Here is a 17,468-nt window from a genome sequence, read left to right on the forward strand (position 1 = left end):
ATGTAATAGTTGTAAGTCCATTTTGGACGATGAACTTGTATTAAGGAGGTGCATATCATGGCTAAATGTGCAATTTGTCAGAAAGGTGCTCATTTCGGAAACGCAGTGAGTCATTCCCATAGAAAATCTAATAAAATGTGGAAATCTAATATTAAATCTGTAAAAGTTAAAGTTAACGGTGCAGCTAAAAAAATGTATGTTTGTACTTCTTGCTTAAAATCAGGAAAAGTGGAACGTGCATAAGAATGAAATGACACATAAAGGAGCTGTTGCCCGAAAGGAAATTTCTTAATTTTCTTTTCCGGCAACAGCTCTTTTTCGTTATATAAGAAATTCCTTACTTTTTTACATAACAAAAATCATCTGATGCCCTAGCGGCAGAAAAACAGATAATATCCCATGGTAAAGCAAATAAGCACACAGGCAACATCGCACCATTTCCCCGATATCAGATTTCCAATGATAATTCCAACGCCAATAAAGAAAAATGCGAATCCCAGCACTCTTTTCAATGGTGCTCTCCTTTTTCTTTCTTATAATTAAAATATGGGCAGCCACGCCATGTGTGACTGCCCATATTTTAAAATTCTGCTTCGTCATTTATAATATCTTCTACTTCGTCATCGCTGATGTCATCATCATTACCACCTTTAAAACGGTCGATCACATCCGGTACCATATCTAAAATCTTGGTTACCGCATCCTGATTCTTAATGTTGACCAACTTCGTATGTCCATTCTGAATCACCAGTGCTGCACTCGGACTCATCTTACCTCCAAGTCCTCCACCCTCTTTGCTCTTTTTGCTTGTACCATTGGCCATATTTCCAGCACCCATGCCAAATGTCACATCCACCAACGGCACAATGATCACATCATTAATATGGATTGGCTCTCCTACTACCGTCTTACTGGAGAAGAACGCATCCATCCCCTGAAACAATGAACTTACGGTTGACTGTAAATCTTTATTACTCATAATCAGATTCCTCCTAATACATCTTTTCCTTTTCTATATACCGCTTTCAGCCTGCGATCAAAGAATATCAGCACCGCCATGCGGACGAAGAAAAACACCCGAATTCTTCCTCTGACCTTTATTCTTCCTTCCAATACCGCCTCTTCAAATTCGGCCTCAATCCTGCATCGGGGACTAAGTGCCACTCCCGTTGCACACAACAGTCCATAGCTTTGTCCGGTAAGGGCTGGATCCGAAAAGCCATATCGCAGCCTTCCCCTCCAGCTGGTGGGAAGTATGTAGCATATAGTCTTTTTGATCAGTCCAAACATCTTACGCACCGCATACTGGGATTGGTTCTCATAATAAAAGCGCTCCAATCTCTCGTACTTATCCGACAGATCTTCCATCTTTTCTTCCAGATTATTATACCATTTTTCCTGCGGTTCCTCCACCGTTTTCTCAGACTCTATGGCTTTCTCCCATTCTTTTTGCTCCCGCTTTTCCTGTCTTTTTTCCTTCCAGTTCTCCAATAGTCCCTGGACTCTTTCCTTAACACTTTCCTTTTCCTCAGGGAAGTCTTCCTGGCTCTCCCCATCTACAGTATCCCACGGATACCCCGTTCTATATTCATCCATATGATCTTCCCATGAACTCCATTCCTTGGGCTCATATCCTTCCGGAAGATTGGCCCAGGCATCATTATCCCACTCCTCTTCCGAAAATTTAGAAAGATTCCTCTGGTATTTTTCATAAATTTTTCTTCGTCTTTTTTCTTCCCGCCGTTCCTTCCATCCAAGAATCCGCTGAAGGATCGTAATTTTCTCTTCACTGGTCAGAATGGTAACGCCGAAAATCCTTACCGTATATCGCAAATCTTTTTCATATTCATAAGCTGCCCGGGCCCGGAATACAATTCCTCCCCAGCTGACCAAAGCTTCCGCCTTCTTTGTTTCTTCAAAACAGCCAGCCAACCGATACCTGACAGGTACAAACAACACGGATAAAATCAAAAACAGTGCTACTCCAAGGATGATCAGCAATAGGATCCCTATGACCTTTAAACACAATAGTATGATCGAAAGCATCTAATATCCTCCCTGGTTTTTGTCTGTAATCATATGAGCTACCAGCCCAATCGCTTCTTCTTTTGAACCTGCAATCCCCAATACCTTTACCGGATGATCCTTATAATATGGCTGCTTCAATTCATAATAACTGTAAATATCATATAAATTGTCTGGATGAGATGCTTCCGCCACACAATATACGGAGAACACCATCTTCCCCTGCTCCATACGCTCAATGACCCGTTCCTTTTTCTTTGTAAGACTAAGGCCAATGTATAGTTTTTCTGCAAATTCCATCTCTTCACCTTCTTAGCAAAAAGAGGATGTAATCTTCATCCATTACATCCTCTTCTCATCTCTTACTTTCTATTCTTAGATTTCAGCAACTTTCAGTAAGTTTGTAACACCTTTTCCACGTTTATCTGCAGGGCCACCGCCTGTTAATACGACTCTGTCACCCTTCTTAACCAAACCTGCTTCTTCCACGATGCGTACTGCATTGTCGAAGATTTCATCTGTTGTAGATGCCTGTGTTGATAAGATTGGTTTTACACCCCAGTATAACTGCATTCTTCTTAATACATCTTCCACTGGAGAAAGACCTGCGATCATTGCATCTGGTCTAAACTTAGATACGATTCGTGCAGTAAATCCAGATACGCTGGATGCGATAACACATTTTGCATTTACATTATAAGCTGTCTGTACTGCAGAGAAAGCAACTGCAGCAGATGTACTTCTGCTTACATATTTTGCTCTGTATGATTTCTTAGAGTTATCTAAATGTAATTCTGTAGATTCTGCGATCTTAACCATCATCTTCAGAGCTTCTACTGGATATTTACCAGCAGCTGTTTCTCCAGAAAGCATGATTGCATCCGTTCCTTCGTTGATCGCATTGGCAACGTCTGTAACCTCTGCTCTTGTTGGACGTGGATTACGAATCATGGAGTCTAACATCTGTGTTGCAGTGATAACTGGTTTAAATGCATCGTTACATTTTTCAATGATACGTTTCTGAAGGAATGGTACTTCTTCTGCTGGAATTTCTACCCCTAAGTCACCACGGGCAACCATGATACCATCGGATACTTCGATGATCTCATCTAAGTTTTCTACACCTTCCATGTTTTCAATTTTTGGAATGATACCGATTCTTCTTCCACCACCATACATTTCGCATAAGATTCTGATCTCTCTTACTGCGTCTGCATTACGGATAAAGGATGCTGCGATAAAGTCAATTCCATTTTCCAGACCAAAGATAATATCTTCTCTATCTTTCTTTGTAATACCTGGAAGATTTACTTTAACATTTGGTACGTTGATCCCTTTACGGCTTCCGATGGTTCCACCATTTACAACGGTACATACGATATCTGTATCTGTCTTAGATTCTACTTTTAATTCGATCAGACCATCATCGATCAAGATACTGTTACCAACAGAAACATCCTGTGGAAGTTCATCATATGTGATACTTACCATGTCATTTGTTCCTTCGATGTCATTTGTTGTCAAGGTAAAGGTCTGTCCTTCTACTACATCGACTTTACCATCTTTGAATACACCTGTACGGATTTCAGGTCCTTTTGTATCCAGAAGGATTGCTGTGTGAAGTCCTAATTCTTCTCTGATCGCTTTAATATTATTAATTCTTCCAAGCTGTTCTTCATGAGAACCATGAGAGAAGTTTAAACGTGCAACATCCATACCAGATGTCATCAACGCTCTTAAAGTATCTAAATTATCAGAGTTTGGTCCCATGGTACAAACAATCTTTGTTTTCTTATTTAACATATCATATCTCCTTTTACAATTCCCTATTTATGATTGTGTTTTACATGCGTATGGGTGAATAAATGATCTTGACAATATTCATAATTCCCATCGCATTTTGAGCAAAAACGAAACTCCAGGGTAGGATCGTCCAGCTCTGTTCTATGACAAACAGCACATTGGTGTCTGGCCACACCTTGTGTCTGTTGGACATGCTTTTTAAATTTTTGCTTTCTTTTGATCTCCTTCGGGCGATACTTTGTCCCATTCCTTCCTGCAAAAAAGTATACCAGGAAATTAAGCAGTGAGATCACGATTGCCACACGGCTACAGAATCCAAAGATTCCAGAACCGGCGGTTACGAAATAATAAACCAACAATGCTGCATCAAGCCAAGCAATCCACTTGATCTTGATCGGAATAATTCCATACAGGAGTACCTGCACTTCTGGAAATAAACTTGCATATGCCAGGAACAGCGTCAGCTGCAGATAATATGTATCCATAATAACATATGCAGATGGAGCAATCGCATAAACCAAAAATGCTCCTATAATGGTACCCAGAATTCCTGTCAGCATATACATATTAAAACGAAAACTTCCCCATACACGCTCTAGCGAGCTGCAGATGGAATAGTAAAACATCAATACAAACACCACGAATAAGATTCCGATCACAGAACGCATATTTACCAATGGTGCAAACAAAAACGTGATCAGACGCCATACCTGTCCACGTAGAATCATATATGGATTCAACGCAAGATAATTCAAATACATATCAGGAGCTACCAGATCAATGACCGCTCCGATCACATAGCAGATTACAATATATTTTGGAAGATCCCTGATGGCATACTTCCCAAATTTCTGTTCTAACTTGTCTAATAAATTCATAATCGATACCCTCTAAAACATCTTCTTCTTCGAAAGCACCCAATATCCCGCAAAGGTAAGTACTGCCGAGAATAATAACAAAATCGCAAACCCATATGGATTATCCGCCAAAGGTACTGGTACATTCATTCCCCAGAAGCTGGCGATCATAGTCGGTATGGACATAATAATCGTAATGATTGCCAGAATCTTCATGACAATATTCAGGTTATTGGAAATAACCGATGCATAGGCATCCATGGTACCACTTAGGATATTACTGTATATATCCGCCATCTCTATAGCCTGTTTATTCTCGATAATAACATCCTCCAACAGCTCTTCATCCTCTGGATACTTCTTGATCGCTTCAATCTTCAGCATTCGTTCCAATACCACTTCATTAGAACGAAGGGATGTGGTAAAATAAACCAGAGATTTTTCCAGCTCCAGAAGCTCGATCAGCTCCTGATTCTTTGTGGAAATATGAAGCTTCTTTTCCACTTCATCACTTTTCTTGTCGATCATGCGCAGATACTGCAGATACATGGCTGCATTACGGTTTAATATCTGCAAAAAGAATCTGGTCTTCCGGTAGGTCCAGAAGTTCCGAACTCGTCCATCCATAAATCCTTCCAAAATCGGCGTATCCTCCAGACAAATCGTAATGATGTTCTTCTCTGTAATGATAATACCGCATGGAATGGTCACATAATATTCCTTCTCTTTTCTCTCTTCCGTAATTGGAATGTCTACGATAATCATTGTATAATCATCTTCCACCTCAATACGGGAACGTTCTTCCTCATCCAACGGTGCTTTTAGATGATCAATATCAATCTGATAGGAAGAAGCAATTTCAATCAGCTCAGCTGCTGTAGGATTCGTAAGTGCGATCCAACACCCTTCCGATCCTTCGCTCACCTGTTGAATTGTATTTTCAATCGTTCGAAAAATCCGAATCATTGCTTCACCCCATTTCCTCTTATGCAAAGGTGCTTCTTCTGAAAAAATACAGAAGAAGCTCCTTCTATAACATCACCATCATTATAGATAAGATAAAAATATTTGTCAAATCTCTTTCATGTTAAATTTTCTTTATTTTCTAATGTATTTTCGCTATTTTGCATTGGATTTTTCTGAGGAATCAGCAGCACTGTTCCTTCCTCTATCGGTAGGCCCTCTAGTTTTTTGTTCATTTTTACCAATTCTTCATAGGAAAGATTTGTCTTTTTCAGTACACTTCCAAGAGTTTCATTTTTTCCAACCCGATATGGTCTGGTCGAAATCTGCTCCATTCCAGAAAAAACAGGCACACACAACTCGTCTCCGATCTGTAACTGATAGACATTCACATATGGATTTGCTAGCATCAGGTCCCTCACCTTGATGCCATGCATTTTTGCAATCCTATAAAGAGTATCTCCACTTTTCACCTGATATATCATACCCTGACATTGTTTTTTTTCTTCCATTATTATGCTTCCTTTATAAATTCAGTCTTATTTTATTTATAGTTTATGCGCACAAATGCCAAAGTGTACTTTTTTTCTTGTCTTTTACCAATTCTTACATTATAATAGGAACAATGGTTTTCTTTTCGACAAAAAAACCATGTAAATATGAAAAATTGAAGTTTATTTTTATTTAGAAAAAATGAGGTATCACAAAATGAAAACACGCTTAGGTATTGACATCGGTTCAACTACCGTAAAAGTTATTATCATTGACGAGAAACATCACATTTTATTTTCCGATTACAAACGACATTTTGCTAATATTCAGGGAACATTAGCCACTCTGTTAAAGGATGCAAAGGAGCAGCTGGGCAATATCACTCTGCTTCCAACAGTTACCGGATCCGGTGGTCTTGCAATCTCTGAATACCTACATATTCCATTTTGCCAGGAAGTCGTCTGCGTGTCTACCGCCCTTCAGGACTATGCTCCACAGTGCGACGTGGCTATTGAACTTGGTGGTGAAGATGCCAAGATCATCTATTTTACCAATGGTATTGATCAGCGTATGAATGGTGTCTGTGCCGGAGGTACTGGTTCTTTTATTGACCAGATGGCTTCTTTGCTCCAGACGGATGCTTCCGGTTTAAATGAATATGCAAAAAATTATGATACAATTTATCCAATTGCAGCTCGCTGCGGTGTATTTGCCAAAACAGATATTCAGCCACTGATCAACGAAGGTGCGACCAAAGAAAACCTGGCTGCATCCATTTTCCAGGCAGTGGTAAATCAGACCATCAGTGGTCTTGCCTGCGGAAAACCAATCCGTGGAAATGTAGCTTTCTTAGGAGGTCCTCTTCACTTTCTTTCTGAATTGAAGCAGGCCTTTATCCGAACTCTTGGTTTAGAGGGGGATGCGATCATCGCTCCAACCCATTCCCATTTATTTGCAGCTATGGGAGCTGCATTAAATGCCAAAGAAGAAGTTACTGTTTCTCTTGGAGAGTTATTAAAGGAATTTGATAATGATATCAAACTGGCTGTGGAAGTAGAACGAATGGATCCACTGTTCCACTCCAGAGAAGAATATGAAGAATTTAAAACCGAACACAATCAGTATGCAGTAACACGTGGGGATCTGACTTCGTATAAAGGGAAATGCTTCCTGGGGGTAGATGCCGGTTCCACCACTACAAAAGTAGCACTGGTGGGAGAAGACGGTGAGCTTTTATACAGCTTTTATAGCAGTAATAATGGAAGTCCCTTAAAGACGACCATCCGTGCTGTCAAAGAAATCAGTGCCATCCTTCCTGAGGATGCCATCATTACTGCATCCTGCTCTACTGGATATGGAGAAGCTTTGATCAAAGCCGCTCTTCAGTTAGACTTTGGAGAAGTAGAAACCATTGCCCACTACTATGCAGCTTCCTTCTTTGATCCAAAGGTGGACTGTATTCTGGACATCGGCGGACAGGATATGAAATGTATTAAGATCAAAAACAATGCTGTCGATAACGTTATGTTAAATGAAGCCTGCTCCTCCGGATGTGGTTCCTTTATTGAAACCTTTGCAAAATCCTTAAATTACAGTGTGGAAGACTTCGCTCAGGTTGCACTGACCTCTAAGACACCAATCGATCTTGGTTCCCGCTGTACTGTATTTATGAACTCAAAGGTAAAACAGGCACAGAAGGAAGGAGCGAGTGTAGCAGATATTTCTGCCGGACTGGCTTATTCTGTTATTAAAAATGCTTTATTAAAAGTAATCAAATTGACAGATCCAAAGGATCTGGGTGAGAATATTGTCGTTCAGGGCGGTACTTTCTACAATGATGCCGTTCTTCGAAGCTTTGAACTGATTTCTGGCTGTAAAGCCATCCGACCTGACATTGCCGGCATTATGGGAGCATTTGGTGCCGCATTGATCGCAAGAGAGCGCTATACCGATGGTATGACAACCTCTATGCTCTCTATAGAAGAAATCTTAAATTTAACCTTTGAAACCAGCATGAGCCGCTGTAAGGGATGTATGAACCATTGTCTCCTTACTATTAATAAATTCTCAGGTAACCGCCGTTTTATCACCGGTAACCGCTGTGAACGTGGCGCTGGAAAAGAAAAGAAAAAGGACAACGTGCCAAACCTCTATCAGTATAAACTGGACCGTATCTTCAAATACCGTCCATTGAAGGAAGACCGTGCTCCTCGTGGAACCATTGGCATTCCTCGTGTATTGAATATGTACGAGAATTACCCATTCTGGTACACCTTCTTTACCAAACTGGGATTCCGGGTCATCATCTCCCCGAAATCCAGTAAGAAGATCTATGAGCTGGGAATTGAATCTATTCCGAGCGAATCCGAATGCTATCCAGCTAAGATTGCCCACGGACATGTAAAATGGCTCATTGACTATGGTATTAAGAATATCTTTTATCCATGTGTTCCATATGAACAGAACGAAACACCAGATGCCAACAACCACTACAACTGTCCGATTGTTACTTCCTATGCGGAAAATATCAAGAATAACATGGACGAATTAAGAGATGATTCCATTAACTTTATGAATCCATTCCTCGCTCTTGACAATCCATCTGCTCTGGTCAGACGATTATATGAGGAGCTTGGAGAACATTTTGACATTCCAAAGACCGAGATCAAGGATGCTGTCGATGCTGCTTACAAAGAAGCAAGATCTGTCCGCCAGGATATTCAGCACAAAGGGGAAGAAGCTCTGGCTTACCTGGCTGAAACCGGCAATACGGGAATCGTTCTTTGTGGCCGCCCATACCATATTGATCCGGAAATCAACCATGGTATTCCAGAATTGATTACTTCCTATGGTATTGCGGTATTAAGTGAGGATTCCATTTCCCACCTTGGTCATGTAGAACGTCCTTTGATCGTTTCTGACCAGTGGATGTATCATTCCAGACTGTATGCTGCTGCCAACTATGCCAAGGCACATAAACAGCTGGAAGTGATTCAGCTTAACTCCTTTGGATGTGGTCTGGATGCAGTAACTACAGACTGTGTCAACGATATTCTGACCAAATCCGGACGCATCTACACTGTCCTTAAAATTGATGAAGTCAGCAACTTAGGTGCCGCACGAATCCGAATTCGCTCTTTGATCAGTGCCGTCGGAGTCAGAAAACGAAGAAATATTGAACCAAAGCCAGTTCCATCTAATATTAACCGGGTGGAATTTACAAAAGAAATGAAGGACGAAGGATATACCTTATTGTGTCCTCAGATGTCTCCAATTCACTTTGACATCTTAGAACCAGCAGCACGCTCCTGTGGATACAATTTGGAAATTCTTCCTCAGATGGGTAAAAAAGCCGTCGATGTGGGCTTAAAATATGTCAATAATGATGCCTGCTATCCTTCTCTGATCGTCATCGGTCAAATCATGTCTGCCCTTTTATCCGGACGGTATAACCTGGATAAAATTGCAGTACTGATCACACAGACTGGTGGTGGCTGCCGTGCAACCAACTATATCGGCTTTATTCGCCGTGCACTGGAAAAAGCTAATTTATCTCATATTCCAGTGGTCAGCGTCAGCGTACAGGGCTTGGAAAAGAACAGTGGATTTAAGATCACGCCACAGTTTATTAACCGTGCTGTACAGGCGATCATCTATGGTGACCTGTTTATGAGAGTAGTATACCGCACCCGCCCTTATGAAGTAGTTCCTGGCTCCGTCAATAAACTCCATGAAAAATGGAAAAAGCGCTGCCAGAAATCCGTACAAAACGGTAAAATGAGCGAATTTAAGAAAAATATCCGCGGAATTATCAAAGATTTTGATGAAATCCCATTAAAGGATATTCAGAAGCCTCGTGTCGGTATCGTAGGAGAAATCTTAGTAAAATTCCTGCCAGATGCCAATAATCACCTGGTGGAATTATTAGAAGCTGAAGGTGCAGAAGCTGTTATGCCTGATTTACTGGACTTCTTCTTATACAGCTTCTATAACAATGAATACAAGCACCGTTACCTGGGACGTCCAAAAACCTCTGCTATGGTAGCTCAGGCTGGTATTGCTGCCATTGAACAGTACCGCAAACCTCTTCGGAAAGAACTGATGAAGAGCAAACGTTTTGACGCTCCTGCTCACATTACTGATCTGGCAAAATATGCAGAACCATTCGTATCCATTGGTAATCAGACCGGTGAGGGCTGGTTCTTAACTGGTGAGATGATCGAGCTGATCCACAGCGGTGCCCCAAACATCGTATGTACACAGCCATTTGCCTGTCTGCCAAACCATGTCGTTGGTAAGGGCGTCATCAAAGAGCTTCGTCTGGCCTTCCCAAAAGCCAATATCGTAGCCATTGATTATGATCCAGGTGCCAGTGAGGTAAACCAAGTAAACCGAATTAAATTGATGCTCTCCGCAGCACAGAAAAATTTAGATGCATAAAAATTAAAAAGATTGTTACAAAAAAACAGACCTGCAACAATTGAAAGATTGGAGATTTGCAGGTCTGTTTTTATATAATAGATATGCGACAAAGCAATTTTATTGTATGAGGAAATTATTCCTCATATCCATTTGGATGGCTCTTATGCCATTTCCAGGCACTGTCAATGATTTCTTCCAGTGAATCATGCTCTGGCTTCCATCCAAGGATGTCTCTGGCTTTCTGACTGGAGGCAATCAGCACGGCAGGGTCTCCGGCACGACGATCTTCTTCTACTGCTTTGATCGGAAGTCCGGTCACCTTTCTTGCAGTTTCAATGACTTCTTTTACGGTAAATCCAACACCATTTCCAAGGTTAAAAATATTGCTTTCCTTGCCTTCCATCAGATATTTAACTGCCAGAATATGTGCCTGTGCCAGATCTGTTACATGAATATAATCTCTGACGCAGGTACCATCTTTGGTCGGATAATCCGTACCAAAAATGGAAATTGCTTCTCGTTTGCCATTTGGCACTTGTAAAATAAGCGGGATCAAGTGTGTCTCCGGCTGATGCGCTTCCCCGATTTTACCGCTTTTATGTGCACCACAGGCATTAAAATAGCGGAGAGAGACATAGCGAAGGCCATGTGCCTTGCCTACCCATTTGAACATCTTTTCCATAGAAAGTTTTGTTTCCCCATAGGTATTGGTCGGATCGGTTCTATCACTTTCTAAAATCGGAACCCTCTCTGGCTCCCCATAGGTAGCTGCGGTAGAAGAAAAGACAATCTTATCAATTCCATGGGCAATTAGGGCTTCTAATAAGGTCTTTGTTCCACACAAGTTGTTATCATAGTATTTTAAAGGCTTGATCATGCTCTCTCCAACTAAAGAATTGGCTGCAAAATGAATGACTGCGTCGATATCTTTTTCCTTTTCCAATACGCTGTCTAAGAATTCCCGGTCCCTTAAGTCTCCTTTATAAAAGACTGCTTTTGGGTGAACCGCTTTTGCATAGCCTGTCTGCAGGTTATCGATGATGACTACCTCTTCTCCTGCATCAATGAGTTCATATACGGTATGGGAACCGATATAACCGGCTCCTCCTAATACTAAAATCTTCATATTCATCTCCCTTTCTTACAATGTGCTAAGGAATCTGTCAAAGGCTTCTCTTCCTTCTTTTGTGCATTTGTAAACACCAGCATCTTCCAATACTTTTACAAATACCTGCCCAATTTCCTCTTTTAGAATCAGCATTACATTGGTTTCATTAATATCGTCATATTTTTGTAGACACTGCTCGGCCCATGGAATATGCTTTTGGATCATTTCGTATTTCATCAGCGATTTCTTCTCCACCAGGCATTCTGCCAGAAGTTCCATCTCCGCCTTTAATCGAGAAGGAAGTACTGCTAATCCCATAACCTCAATGAGTCCAATATTCTCCTTCTTAATATGATGATATTCCTTATGTGGATGGTACAGGCCCAACGGACATTCCTTCGTCGTAATATTATTACGAAGGGCCAGATCCAATTCATAGTATTCGCCTTTCTTTCTGGCAATCGGCGTAATGGTGTTGTGAGGTTCCCCGTCTGTCTGAGCAAAGATATAAGCTTCTTCATCCGTATATCCTCTCCATACGTTCAGGATATGATCTGCCAGATTGATCAGCTTTTTCCTGTCCTTGCATCGAATACGAATGACAGACAATGGCCAATGCAGAATACCTGCTTCCACTTCCTCATAACCCGGAATAGTAAAGGTCTTTTCAACCTTTGCCTTTTCCATAGCAAAGGTATAATGTCCCCCCTGGAAATGATCATGAGATAAAATAGAGCCTCCTACGATTGGAAGGTCCGCATTGGAACCAAGGAAATAATGTGGAAACTGATCTACAAAATCAAACAGCTTTTCAAAGGTAGCACGCTCAATTTTCATCGGCGTATGCTCACCATTTAGGACAATACAATGCTCTTGATAATAAACGTAAGGAGAATACTGAAATCCCCATTTTCCTCCATTGATATCCATTGGAATAATACGGTGATTTTCTCTCGCCGGATGATTCATGCGTCCTGCATATCCTTCATTCTCCACACAGAGCTGACATTTTGGATAAGCACTTTGCTTTGCATTTTTTGCTGCTGCAATAGCTTTTGGATCCTTCTCCGGCTTGGATAAGTTGATGGTAATATCAATATCACCATATTCACTGCTGACCTGCCATTTCATATCCTTCTTGATCCGGTCTCTGCGGATATAATTGGTATCCTGGCTGAACCGGTAGAAATAATCGGTGGCAGCCTCCGGATTAATAGAATAAAGCTTTTGGAACGTATCAATGACTCTGCTTGGACGTTCTACCATAACACCCATCAGCTTTGTATCGAACAAATCTCTGGATACAATATCATTGCTTTCGATCAGCTGTCTCTCATAGGCAAAATCTGTTAAATGCTCTAAAATATCACTTAAGCAGATTTCTTCTCCTGTAATATCCTGTGGCTCATATTCATCCAGTCCAAATAGATCCAGATACTGGTTGATCATATAAATTTTATCTTCTGGTTGAATCAGCTTTTTATCCAATCCATACTGTACAAGCTTTTCTATTTCTTTCAACATAGCTCCACCATTCCCTTCAACTTCAAATCGATAAGTCGTCACAGCTTCGTACTTCTGCCCTTTTCTTAAAATAACTTTTGGCTCCTTTTCAACATGGATGGAATCTGGAAGATACTGAGTTTCTAACGCAATACCATCTCTGTTTTCATAAGGTTTCCCATGTTTCCCCGGCATCCCGCCTTCCAAAAAGTTGGCAGTATAGACCTGAATGGCCGGAAGGGTCGTGGAAATCGTCAGCTTTCTTCCTGATTTCGGTTCATACAAAACAGCCTGATTACTTTGCTTATTTACCATAAAGGAATGGTCGTATCCACCTGCCAGTTTGAGCTGTTCATGTTCATCATGGATTCGCTCCCCTACCTCATGGAACGTGCGAAAATCGAATGGAGTATTGGTAACGCTTAGAAATGTCCCATCTACCAGACAATTCTCATCTACGCAGGCAATCTGATCTGCCGCCATGTAAAGCTTATGATGGTAAATCTTTTCCTTTCCACCTGTCAGATTAAAATACATATGATTTGTCATATTGGCCAGAGTATCTTGATCTGATTCTGCTTCATACCGAATGATAAACTGATTTCCCACTAACCGATAAGTAACGGTAAGTAATAAATTGCCTGGATAACCTTCTTCCATATCTTTAGAAAGATAAGTAAATACAATTCCATCTTCCATGATCTTATAGTCAAACAGCTTCTGGTTAAATCCTTCCACTCCTCCATGAAGATGGTTTGGTCCATTGTTGGCAGCCAACTGGTATTCTTTACCATTTAAGGTAAATCTGGCATTTCCGATGCGATTTGCCACTCTTCCTACCACAGCACCCATATAGCTGCCATCCCTTCTGCAGTCTTCCACATCCTGTAATCCCAGAATGACATCCTCTACTTTCCCTTCTCTATCCCTGGTAAAAATGGAAAGCACATGACACCCAAGATTGGTGGTTCGCACTGTCAGATCCTGATTCTTCATTTCAAAAAATGTTACCTTATTCTCTCTCTGCTTTATAATCTTCACTTCCACCATTTTATAAAACCTTCATTCCTCCGTATTTGCGTACCTTTAGCACATGACAAGAACCTTCCCCGAAGACATGTTCAATATCTTTCTTGTAGATATCGACGATATCATTTGGAACAAACGCCTGAATGGTTCCAGCAAATCCTCCTCCATGTACACGGCTCACTCCTTTTCCCTGTAAGATGGTATCACTGATGGCCAGTCCAATGGAAACACTCTGGTTATTGATTTCGTGGCTGGAATATACATTCTGAAGATATTTAAAAGACGAATCTCCAGAAGCTTTGATCAGCTTTTTGAATGTTTCAAAATCATGTTGTTCCAGAGCCTGAACCTGCTCATCTACTCTTTTATTCTCTTCAAAGAGATGTATTGCACGGAGTACAGCACGGTCTCCTAAAATCTCTCTGATCTTAGGCAGATTCAAATAGAACTCATTCTTATCCACCTTTCTTAATACATCCTCTTCAAAGAAATTAGCTACCTGCTTCATTTCTTGAGGAATTGCTGCGTAATCATCGGTCAGATCCGCATGGGATCCTTTCGTATCTACGATACATAAGCTATGTCCGTATTCTTCAAAATCCACTTTTACCTGTTTTACTTTTGGATTTTTCGGATCTTCAAAGTCGATATTGATCAGTCCACCTACAGAAGATGCCATCTGATCCATCAATCCACATGGCTTTCCAAAATATTCATTTTCTGCATACTGTCCAATCTGTGCCAGTAAGATCGGACTTGCCTTGCCCTCATTATAAACGCCGGATAAAATGTTCCCCACCAGAACTTCATAGGCTGCAGAAGAAGACATTCCTGCACCATTTAATACATCGCTGGTTGCATAAGCCTGGAAGCCACCAATGATATATCCTTCTTCCTTTAACCGGGCAGCCACTCCTCTGGTCAGCGCTTCTGAGCTTCCCTCTTCTTCTTTTCTCGGCTGAAGAGAATCTAAATGCACCTGAATTCTGTCATATCCTTCTGATTTAATGTCAATGATGGAATCGTCTGTCTTAGCCACGATCGCAATGGCATCCAGATTGATGGAAGCCGCCAGTACCTTTCCATATTGATGGTCTGTGTGATTTCCCCCTACTTCACTTCTTCCAGGAGCACTGTAAATCTCCACTTCCTGTTCTCCATAAAGCTTTTCAAATTCTTCGATTGCTTTGATATAACGTTCCTTCTGATAATCCAGGACTGCATCATCTACATAGATATCTTTTAACCTTTCTGCATATTGCCCCGCTTTGAATTCCTGTACTAAAATCTTTGTGTTCTTTGACATTGACCTTTACTCTCCTTTTCTAGTTTTTTGCTTCTGCGTTTCTTTGATGGCTTTATAGTAACACATTTTAGTAATCTTTGCAATATATTTTAGTAAATTATTTACCATATATTTTACTAAATAATTTATCATTTGTTTTCTTTCCCTTTTTCCATTTTTTTGGTACAATAAACAAAAGAATTATTGAGGAAGGAATGGGACATCTATGGCAACCATTAAAGACATTGCACAAAAAGCACACGTTTCTGCTGCAACTGTATCCAGAATTCTAAATCAGGACGAATCACTAAGCGTCACAGATCAAACAAGAAACAGGGTACTTAAGATTGCGGAAGAATTAAATTATATAAAGAAAAAACCAGTAAAAAATAAATTTACCATAGGTATCTTCCAGTGGTACTCACTCTTTCAGGAGTTAGAAGATCCCTACTATCAATCCATCCGCATCGGTATTGAACATTATTGTACGAAAAAGCAGATCGAAGTGATCCGGGCATTCCGAAGTGACTCCAATTATGCAGAAAAATTAAAAAAGGTCGATGGACTGATCTGTATCGGCAAATTTAACGACGCGGAAATCGCCCTTTTTTCTTCCATTACTCCTTACGTCATCTTCGTGGATATGAAAACAAAAAAAATCCACTGCAATACCATCGTACTGGATTTTCAGGAGGCCGTCATCGACATCCTGGATTATCTGACCAGCTTGGGTCACCGTCATATCGCTTATTTAGGCGGTCGGGAATCCCTGTCCGATGATACTTTTTACCTGGAAGAACGGAGGGAAAGCTTTATCCAGTACTGCCTTCGTCACAACCTATGTTATGAACCGTATATGAAAGAGGGAGAATTCAGTGCAGAATCCGGATATCAGATGACTACGGAGCTGATCAAAGACGGCACTCTTCCTACTGCCATCTTCGCTGCCAGCGATCCCATTGCCATCGGAACCATGCGGGCTCTTTACGAACATGGATACCGCATTCCAGAAGATGTATCTGTGGTAGGATTTGACGACATCAGCATTGCCAGCTTTTCCAATCCACCACTGACCACCGTGCATACTCCGACAGAATTTATGGGAGAATACGCCGCACATTATATCACCCTGCTTAATCAGGACACTGAGATGAAGTATCATACGCCAATCCGGCTTACCCTGCCATGCTCTCTTGTCATCCGAGACTCCTGTGGAAAACCAAGAAAAGAATTGTAATTTTTAGCATTTTCATCATATAGGGAATGAAGTTTCCTATATGATGAAAAAAAGCGATAACCCCCTGAGAATTAGTAAACCTTCTCATGGTGTTATCGCTTTTTTACTAGTTTTACTAAATATTTTATAATTGTTCTTCTCTTTTTAAATATTCCAGCAGACCCTCACAACCTTCCTTAACATCCCGGTAGGTCAGATCAAAATCTCCTGTATACCATGGATCGGAAATATCTCTTGGCTCATCGGTGTAATCTAGCAACAAGGATACTTTATGCTCCGTATCCTTTCCGATGATCCTTCCAATATTACGGATGTTCCAATGCTCCATTCCAATGATATAATCATAATCCTTATAATCTTTCTTCGTCATCTGGACCGCCCGATGGGGCGCCATCGGAATTCCCATCTGCTGCATCTTGGCTTTGGTGCCATAATGCACCGGGTTGCCGATCTCCTCACGGCTGGTAGCCGCAGAAGCTACCGATATTCGGTCAGACAGACCTGCTTTCTTTACCATGTCACGAAACACGAATTCTGCCATTGGAGAACGACAGATGTTGCCGTGGCAAATAAATAATACTTTTATCAAAATGTAAATCCTCCTAAAATGCACTGTCCTGCCCCGATTTGCTCCGATTTAACGTACCTGTTTTTGAGATATAACAGCGTTCACTCTGTCACAGATTTCCCGAAACAGGGCAAAATGGAGCAAGTTACGGCAGGCTGTAGTAGTAAAATGGTAGT

The 17,468-nt window shown here is 41.0% G+C and carries 15 protein-coding genes and 1 pseudogene; 3 read left to right on the plus strand and 13 right to left on the minus strand.

Annotation, left to right across the window (positions count from 1 at the left end):
- Positions 1–57 precede the first annotated feature (57 nt).
- Positions 58–243, plus strand: coding sequence for a 50S ribosomal protein L28 (gene rpmB / locus BHF69_RS06210; protein WP_075670188.1), 186 nt, complete (start codon positions 58–60; stop codon positions 241–243).
- 128 nt (positions 244–371) lie between these two features.
- Here rpmB and BHF69_RS14240 read toward each other — a convergent pair whose 3' ends face one another.
- From BHF69_RS14240 to BHF69_RS06245, 8 genes are all read right to left on the minus strand, one after another.
- A complete protein-coding gene (locus BHF69_RS14240) occupies positions 372–512 on the minus strand; it encodes a hypothetical protein (RefSeq protein WP_192846986.1) in 141 nt (46 codons plus the stop codon).
- Positions 513–580: 68 nt separating this feature from the next.
- Positions 581–979, minus strand: a complete 399-nt coding sequence (locus tag BHF69_RS06215) for a GerW family sporulation protein (protein WP_075670189.1) — start codon at positions 977–979, stop codon at positions 581–583.
- A 2-nt stretch (positions 980–981) separates the two neighbouring features.
- Positions 982–2,046 (minus strand): DUF2953 domain-containing protein, encoded by a 1,065-nt coding sequence (locus BHF69_RS06220; RefSeq protein ID WP_075670190.1) that lies wholly within the window; start codon positions 2,044–2,046, stop codon positions 982–984.
- Positions 2,047–2,325 carry a hypothetical protein gene (locus BHF69_RS06225; RefSeq protein ID WP_075670191.1) on the minus strand — a complete coding sequence of 93 codons (279 nt, stop codon included), beginning with the start codon at positions 2,323–2,325 and terminating at the stop codon, positions 2,047–2,049.
- 75 nt (positions 2,326–2,400) lie between these two features.
- Positions 2,401–3,828 carry a pyruvate kinase gene (gene pyk, locus BHF69_RS06230; RefSeq protein ID WP_075670192.1) on the minus strand — a complete coding sequence of 476 codons (1,428 nt, stop codon included), beginning with the start codon at positions 3,826–3,828 and terminating at the stop codon, positions 2,401–2,403.
- Between the two features lie 23 nt (positions 3,829–3,851).
- Complete coding sequence (locus BHF69_RS06235; protein ID WP_075670193.1) at positions 3,852–4,706, minus strand: hypothetical protein; 855 nt, start codon at positions 4,704–4,706, stop codon at positions 3,852–3,854.
- A gap of 12 nt (positions 4,707–4,718) precedes the next feature.
- Positions 4,719–5,651, minus strand: coding sequence for a magnesium transporter CorA family protein (locus BHF69_RS06240; protein ID WP_075670194.1), 933 nt, complete (start codon positions 5,649–5,651; stop codon positions 4,719–4,721).
- A gap of 116 nt (positions 5,652–5,767) precedes the next feature.
- On the minus strand, positions 5,768–6,160 hold the full coding sequence (locus tag BHF69_RS06245; protein WP_075670195.1) for a LysM peptidoglycan-binding domain-containing protein: 393 nt from the start codon (positions 6,158–6,160) through the stop codon (positions 5,768–5,770).
- Positions 6,161–6,356: 196 nt separating this feature from the next.
- On the opposite strand from BHF69_RS06245, the gene BHF69_RS06250 reads away from it, so the two are divergent.
- Positions 6,357–10,580: a 2-hydroxyacyl-CoA dehydratase gene (locus tag BHF69_RS06250; RefSeq protein WP_075670196.1), complete on the plus strand. Its 4,224-nt coding sequence runs from the start codon at positions 6,357–6,359 to the stop codon at positions 10,578–10,580.
- 115 nt (positions 10,581–10,695) lie between these two features.
- Here BHF69_RS06250 and galE read toward each other — a convergent pair whose 3' ends face one another.
- From galE to BHF69_RS06270, 4 genes and pseudogenes are all read right to left on the minus strand, one after another.
- Complete coding sequence (gene galE / locus BHF69_RS06255) at positions 10,696–11,688, minus strand: UDP-glucose 4-epimerase GalE (RefSeq protein WP_075670197.1); 993 nt, start codon at positions 11,686–11,688, stop codon at positions 10,696–10,698.
- 15 nt (positions 11,689–11,703) lie between these two features.
- Entirely contained in the window at positions 11,704–13,194 is a 1,491-nt protein-coding gene (galT, locus tag BHF69_RS14720) for a UDP-glucose--hexose-1-phosphate uridylyltransferase (protein WP_075671739.1), read from the minus strand.
- Between the two features lie 30 nt (positions 13,195–13,224).
- Positions 13,225–14,223 (minus strand): annotated as a pseudogene (locus BHF69_RS14725) (aldose epimerase family protein); the annotation flags it as partial.
- Position 14,224: 1 nt separating this feature from the next.
- A complete protein-coding gene (locus BHF69_RS06270) occupies positions 14,225–15,508 on the minus strand; it encodes a galactokinase (protein WP_075670198.1) in 1,284 nt (427 codons plus the stop codon).
- Positions 15,509–15,713: 205 nt separating this feature from the next.
- On the opposite strand from BHF69_RS06270, the gene BHF69_RS06275 reads away from it, so the two are divergent.
- Positions 15,714–16,724, plus strand: coding sequence for a LacI family DNA-binding transcriptional regulator (locus BHF69_RS06275; protein WP_075670199.1), 1,011 nt, complete (start codon positions 15,714–15,716; stop codon positions 16,722–16,724).
- Between the two features lie 124 nt (positions 16,725–16,848).
- Here the strand turns inward: BHF69_RS06275 and BHF69_RS06280 are convergent, their stop codons facing one another.
- Positions 16,849–17,313 (minus strand): low molecular weight protein-tyrosine-phosphatase, encoded by a 465-nt coding sequence (locus tag BHF69_RS06280; protein WP_075670200.1) that lies wholly within the window; start codon positions 17,311–17,313, stop codon positions 16,849–16,851.
- Positions 17,314–17,468: the final 155 nt, after the last annotated feature.

The organism is Anaerostipes sp. 992a, assembly GCF_001940245.1.
Classification (GTDB): domain Bacteria; phylum Bacillota; class Clostridia; order Lachnospirales; family Lachnospiraceae; genus Fimousia.

What these genes read in the sequence shown, in the direction of transcription:
- rpmB (WP_075670188.1), top strand. Translation starts at nt 58, where the DNA reads ATGGCTAAATGTGCAATTTGTCAGAAAGGTGCTCATTTCGGAAACGCA.
- BHF69_RS06215 (WP_075670189.1), bottom strand. Translation starts at nt 979, where the DNA reads ATGAGTAATAAAGATTTACAGTCAACCGTAAGTTCATTGTTTCAGGGG.
- BHF69_RS06220 (WP_075670190.1), bottom strand. Translation starts at nt 2,046, where the DNA reads ATGCTTTCGATCATACTATTGTGTTTAAAGGTCATAGGGATCCTATTG.
- BHF69_RS06225 (WP_075670191.1), bottom strand. Translation starts at nt 2,325, where the DNA reads ATGGAATTTGCAGAAAAACTATACATTGGCCTTAGTCTTACAAAGAAA.
- pyk (WP_075670192.1), bottom strand. Translation starts at nt 3,828, where the DNA reads ATGTTAAATAAGAAAACAAAGATTGTTTGTACCATGGGACCAAACTCT.
- BHF69_RS06235 (WP_075670193.1), bottom strand. Translation starts at nt 4,706, where the DNA reads ATGAATTTATTAGACAAGTTAGAACAGAAATTTGGGAAGTATGCCATC.
- BHF69_RS06240 (WP_075670194.1), bottom strand. Translation starts at nt 5,651, where the DNA reads ATGATTCGGATTTTTCGAACGATTGAAAATACAATTCAACAGGTGAGC.
- BHF69_RS06245 (WP_075670195.1), bottom strand. Translation starts at nt 6,160, where the DNA reads ATGGAAGAAAAAAAACAATGTCAGGGTATGATATATCAGGTGAAAAGT.
- BHF69_RS06250 (WP_075670196.1), top strand. Translation starts at nt 6,357, where the DNA reads ATGAAAACACGCTTAGGTATTGACATCGGTTCAACTACCGTAAAAGTT.
- galE (WP_075670197.1), bottom strand. Translation starts at nt 11,688, where the DNA reads ATGAAGATTTTAGTATTAGGAGGAGCCGGTTATATCGGTTCCCATACC.
- galT (WP_075671739.1), bottom strand. Translation starts at nt 13,194, where the DNA reads ATGTTGAAAGAAATAGAAAAGCTTGTACAGTATGGATTGGATAAAAAG.
- BHF69_RS06270 (WP_075670198.1), bottom strand. Translation starts at nt 15,508, where the DNA reads ATGTCAAAGAACACAAAGATTTTAGTACAGGAATTCAAAGCGGGGCAA.
- BHF69_RS06275 (WP_075670199.1), top strand. Translation starts at nt 15,714, where the DNA reads ATGGCAACCATTAAAGACATTGCACAAAAAGCACACGTTTCTGCTGCA.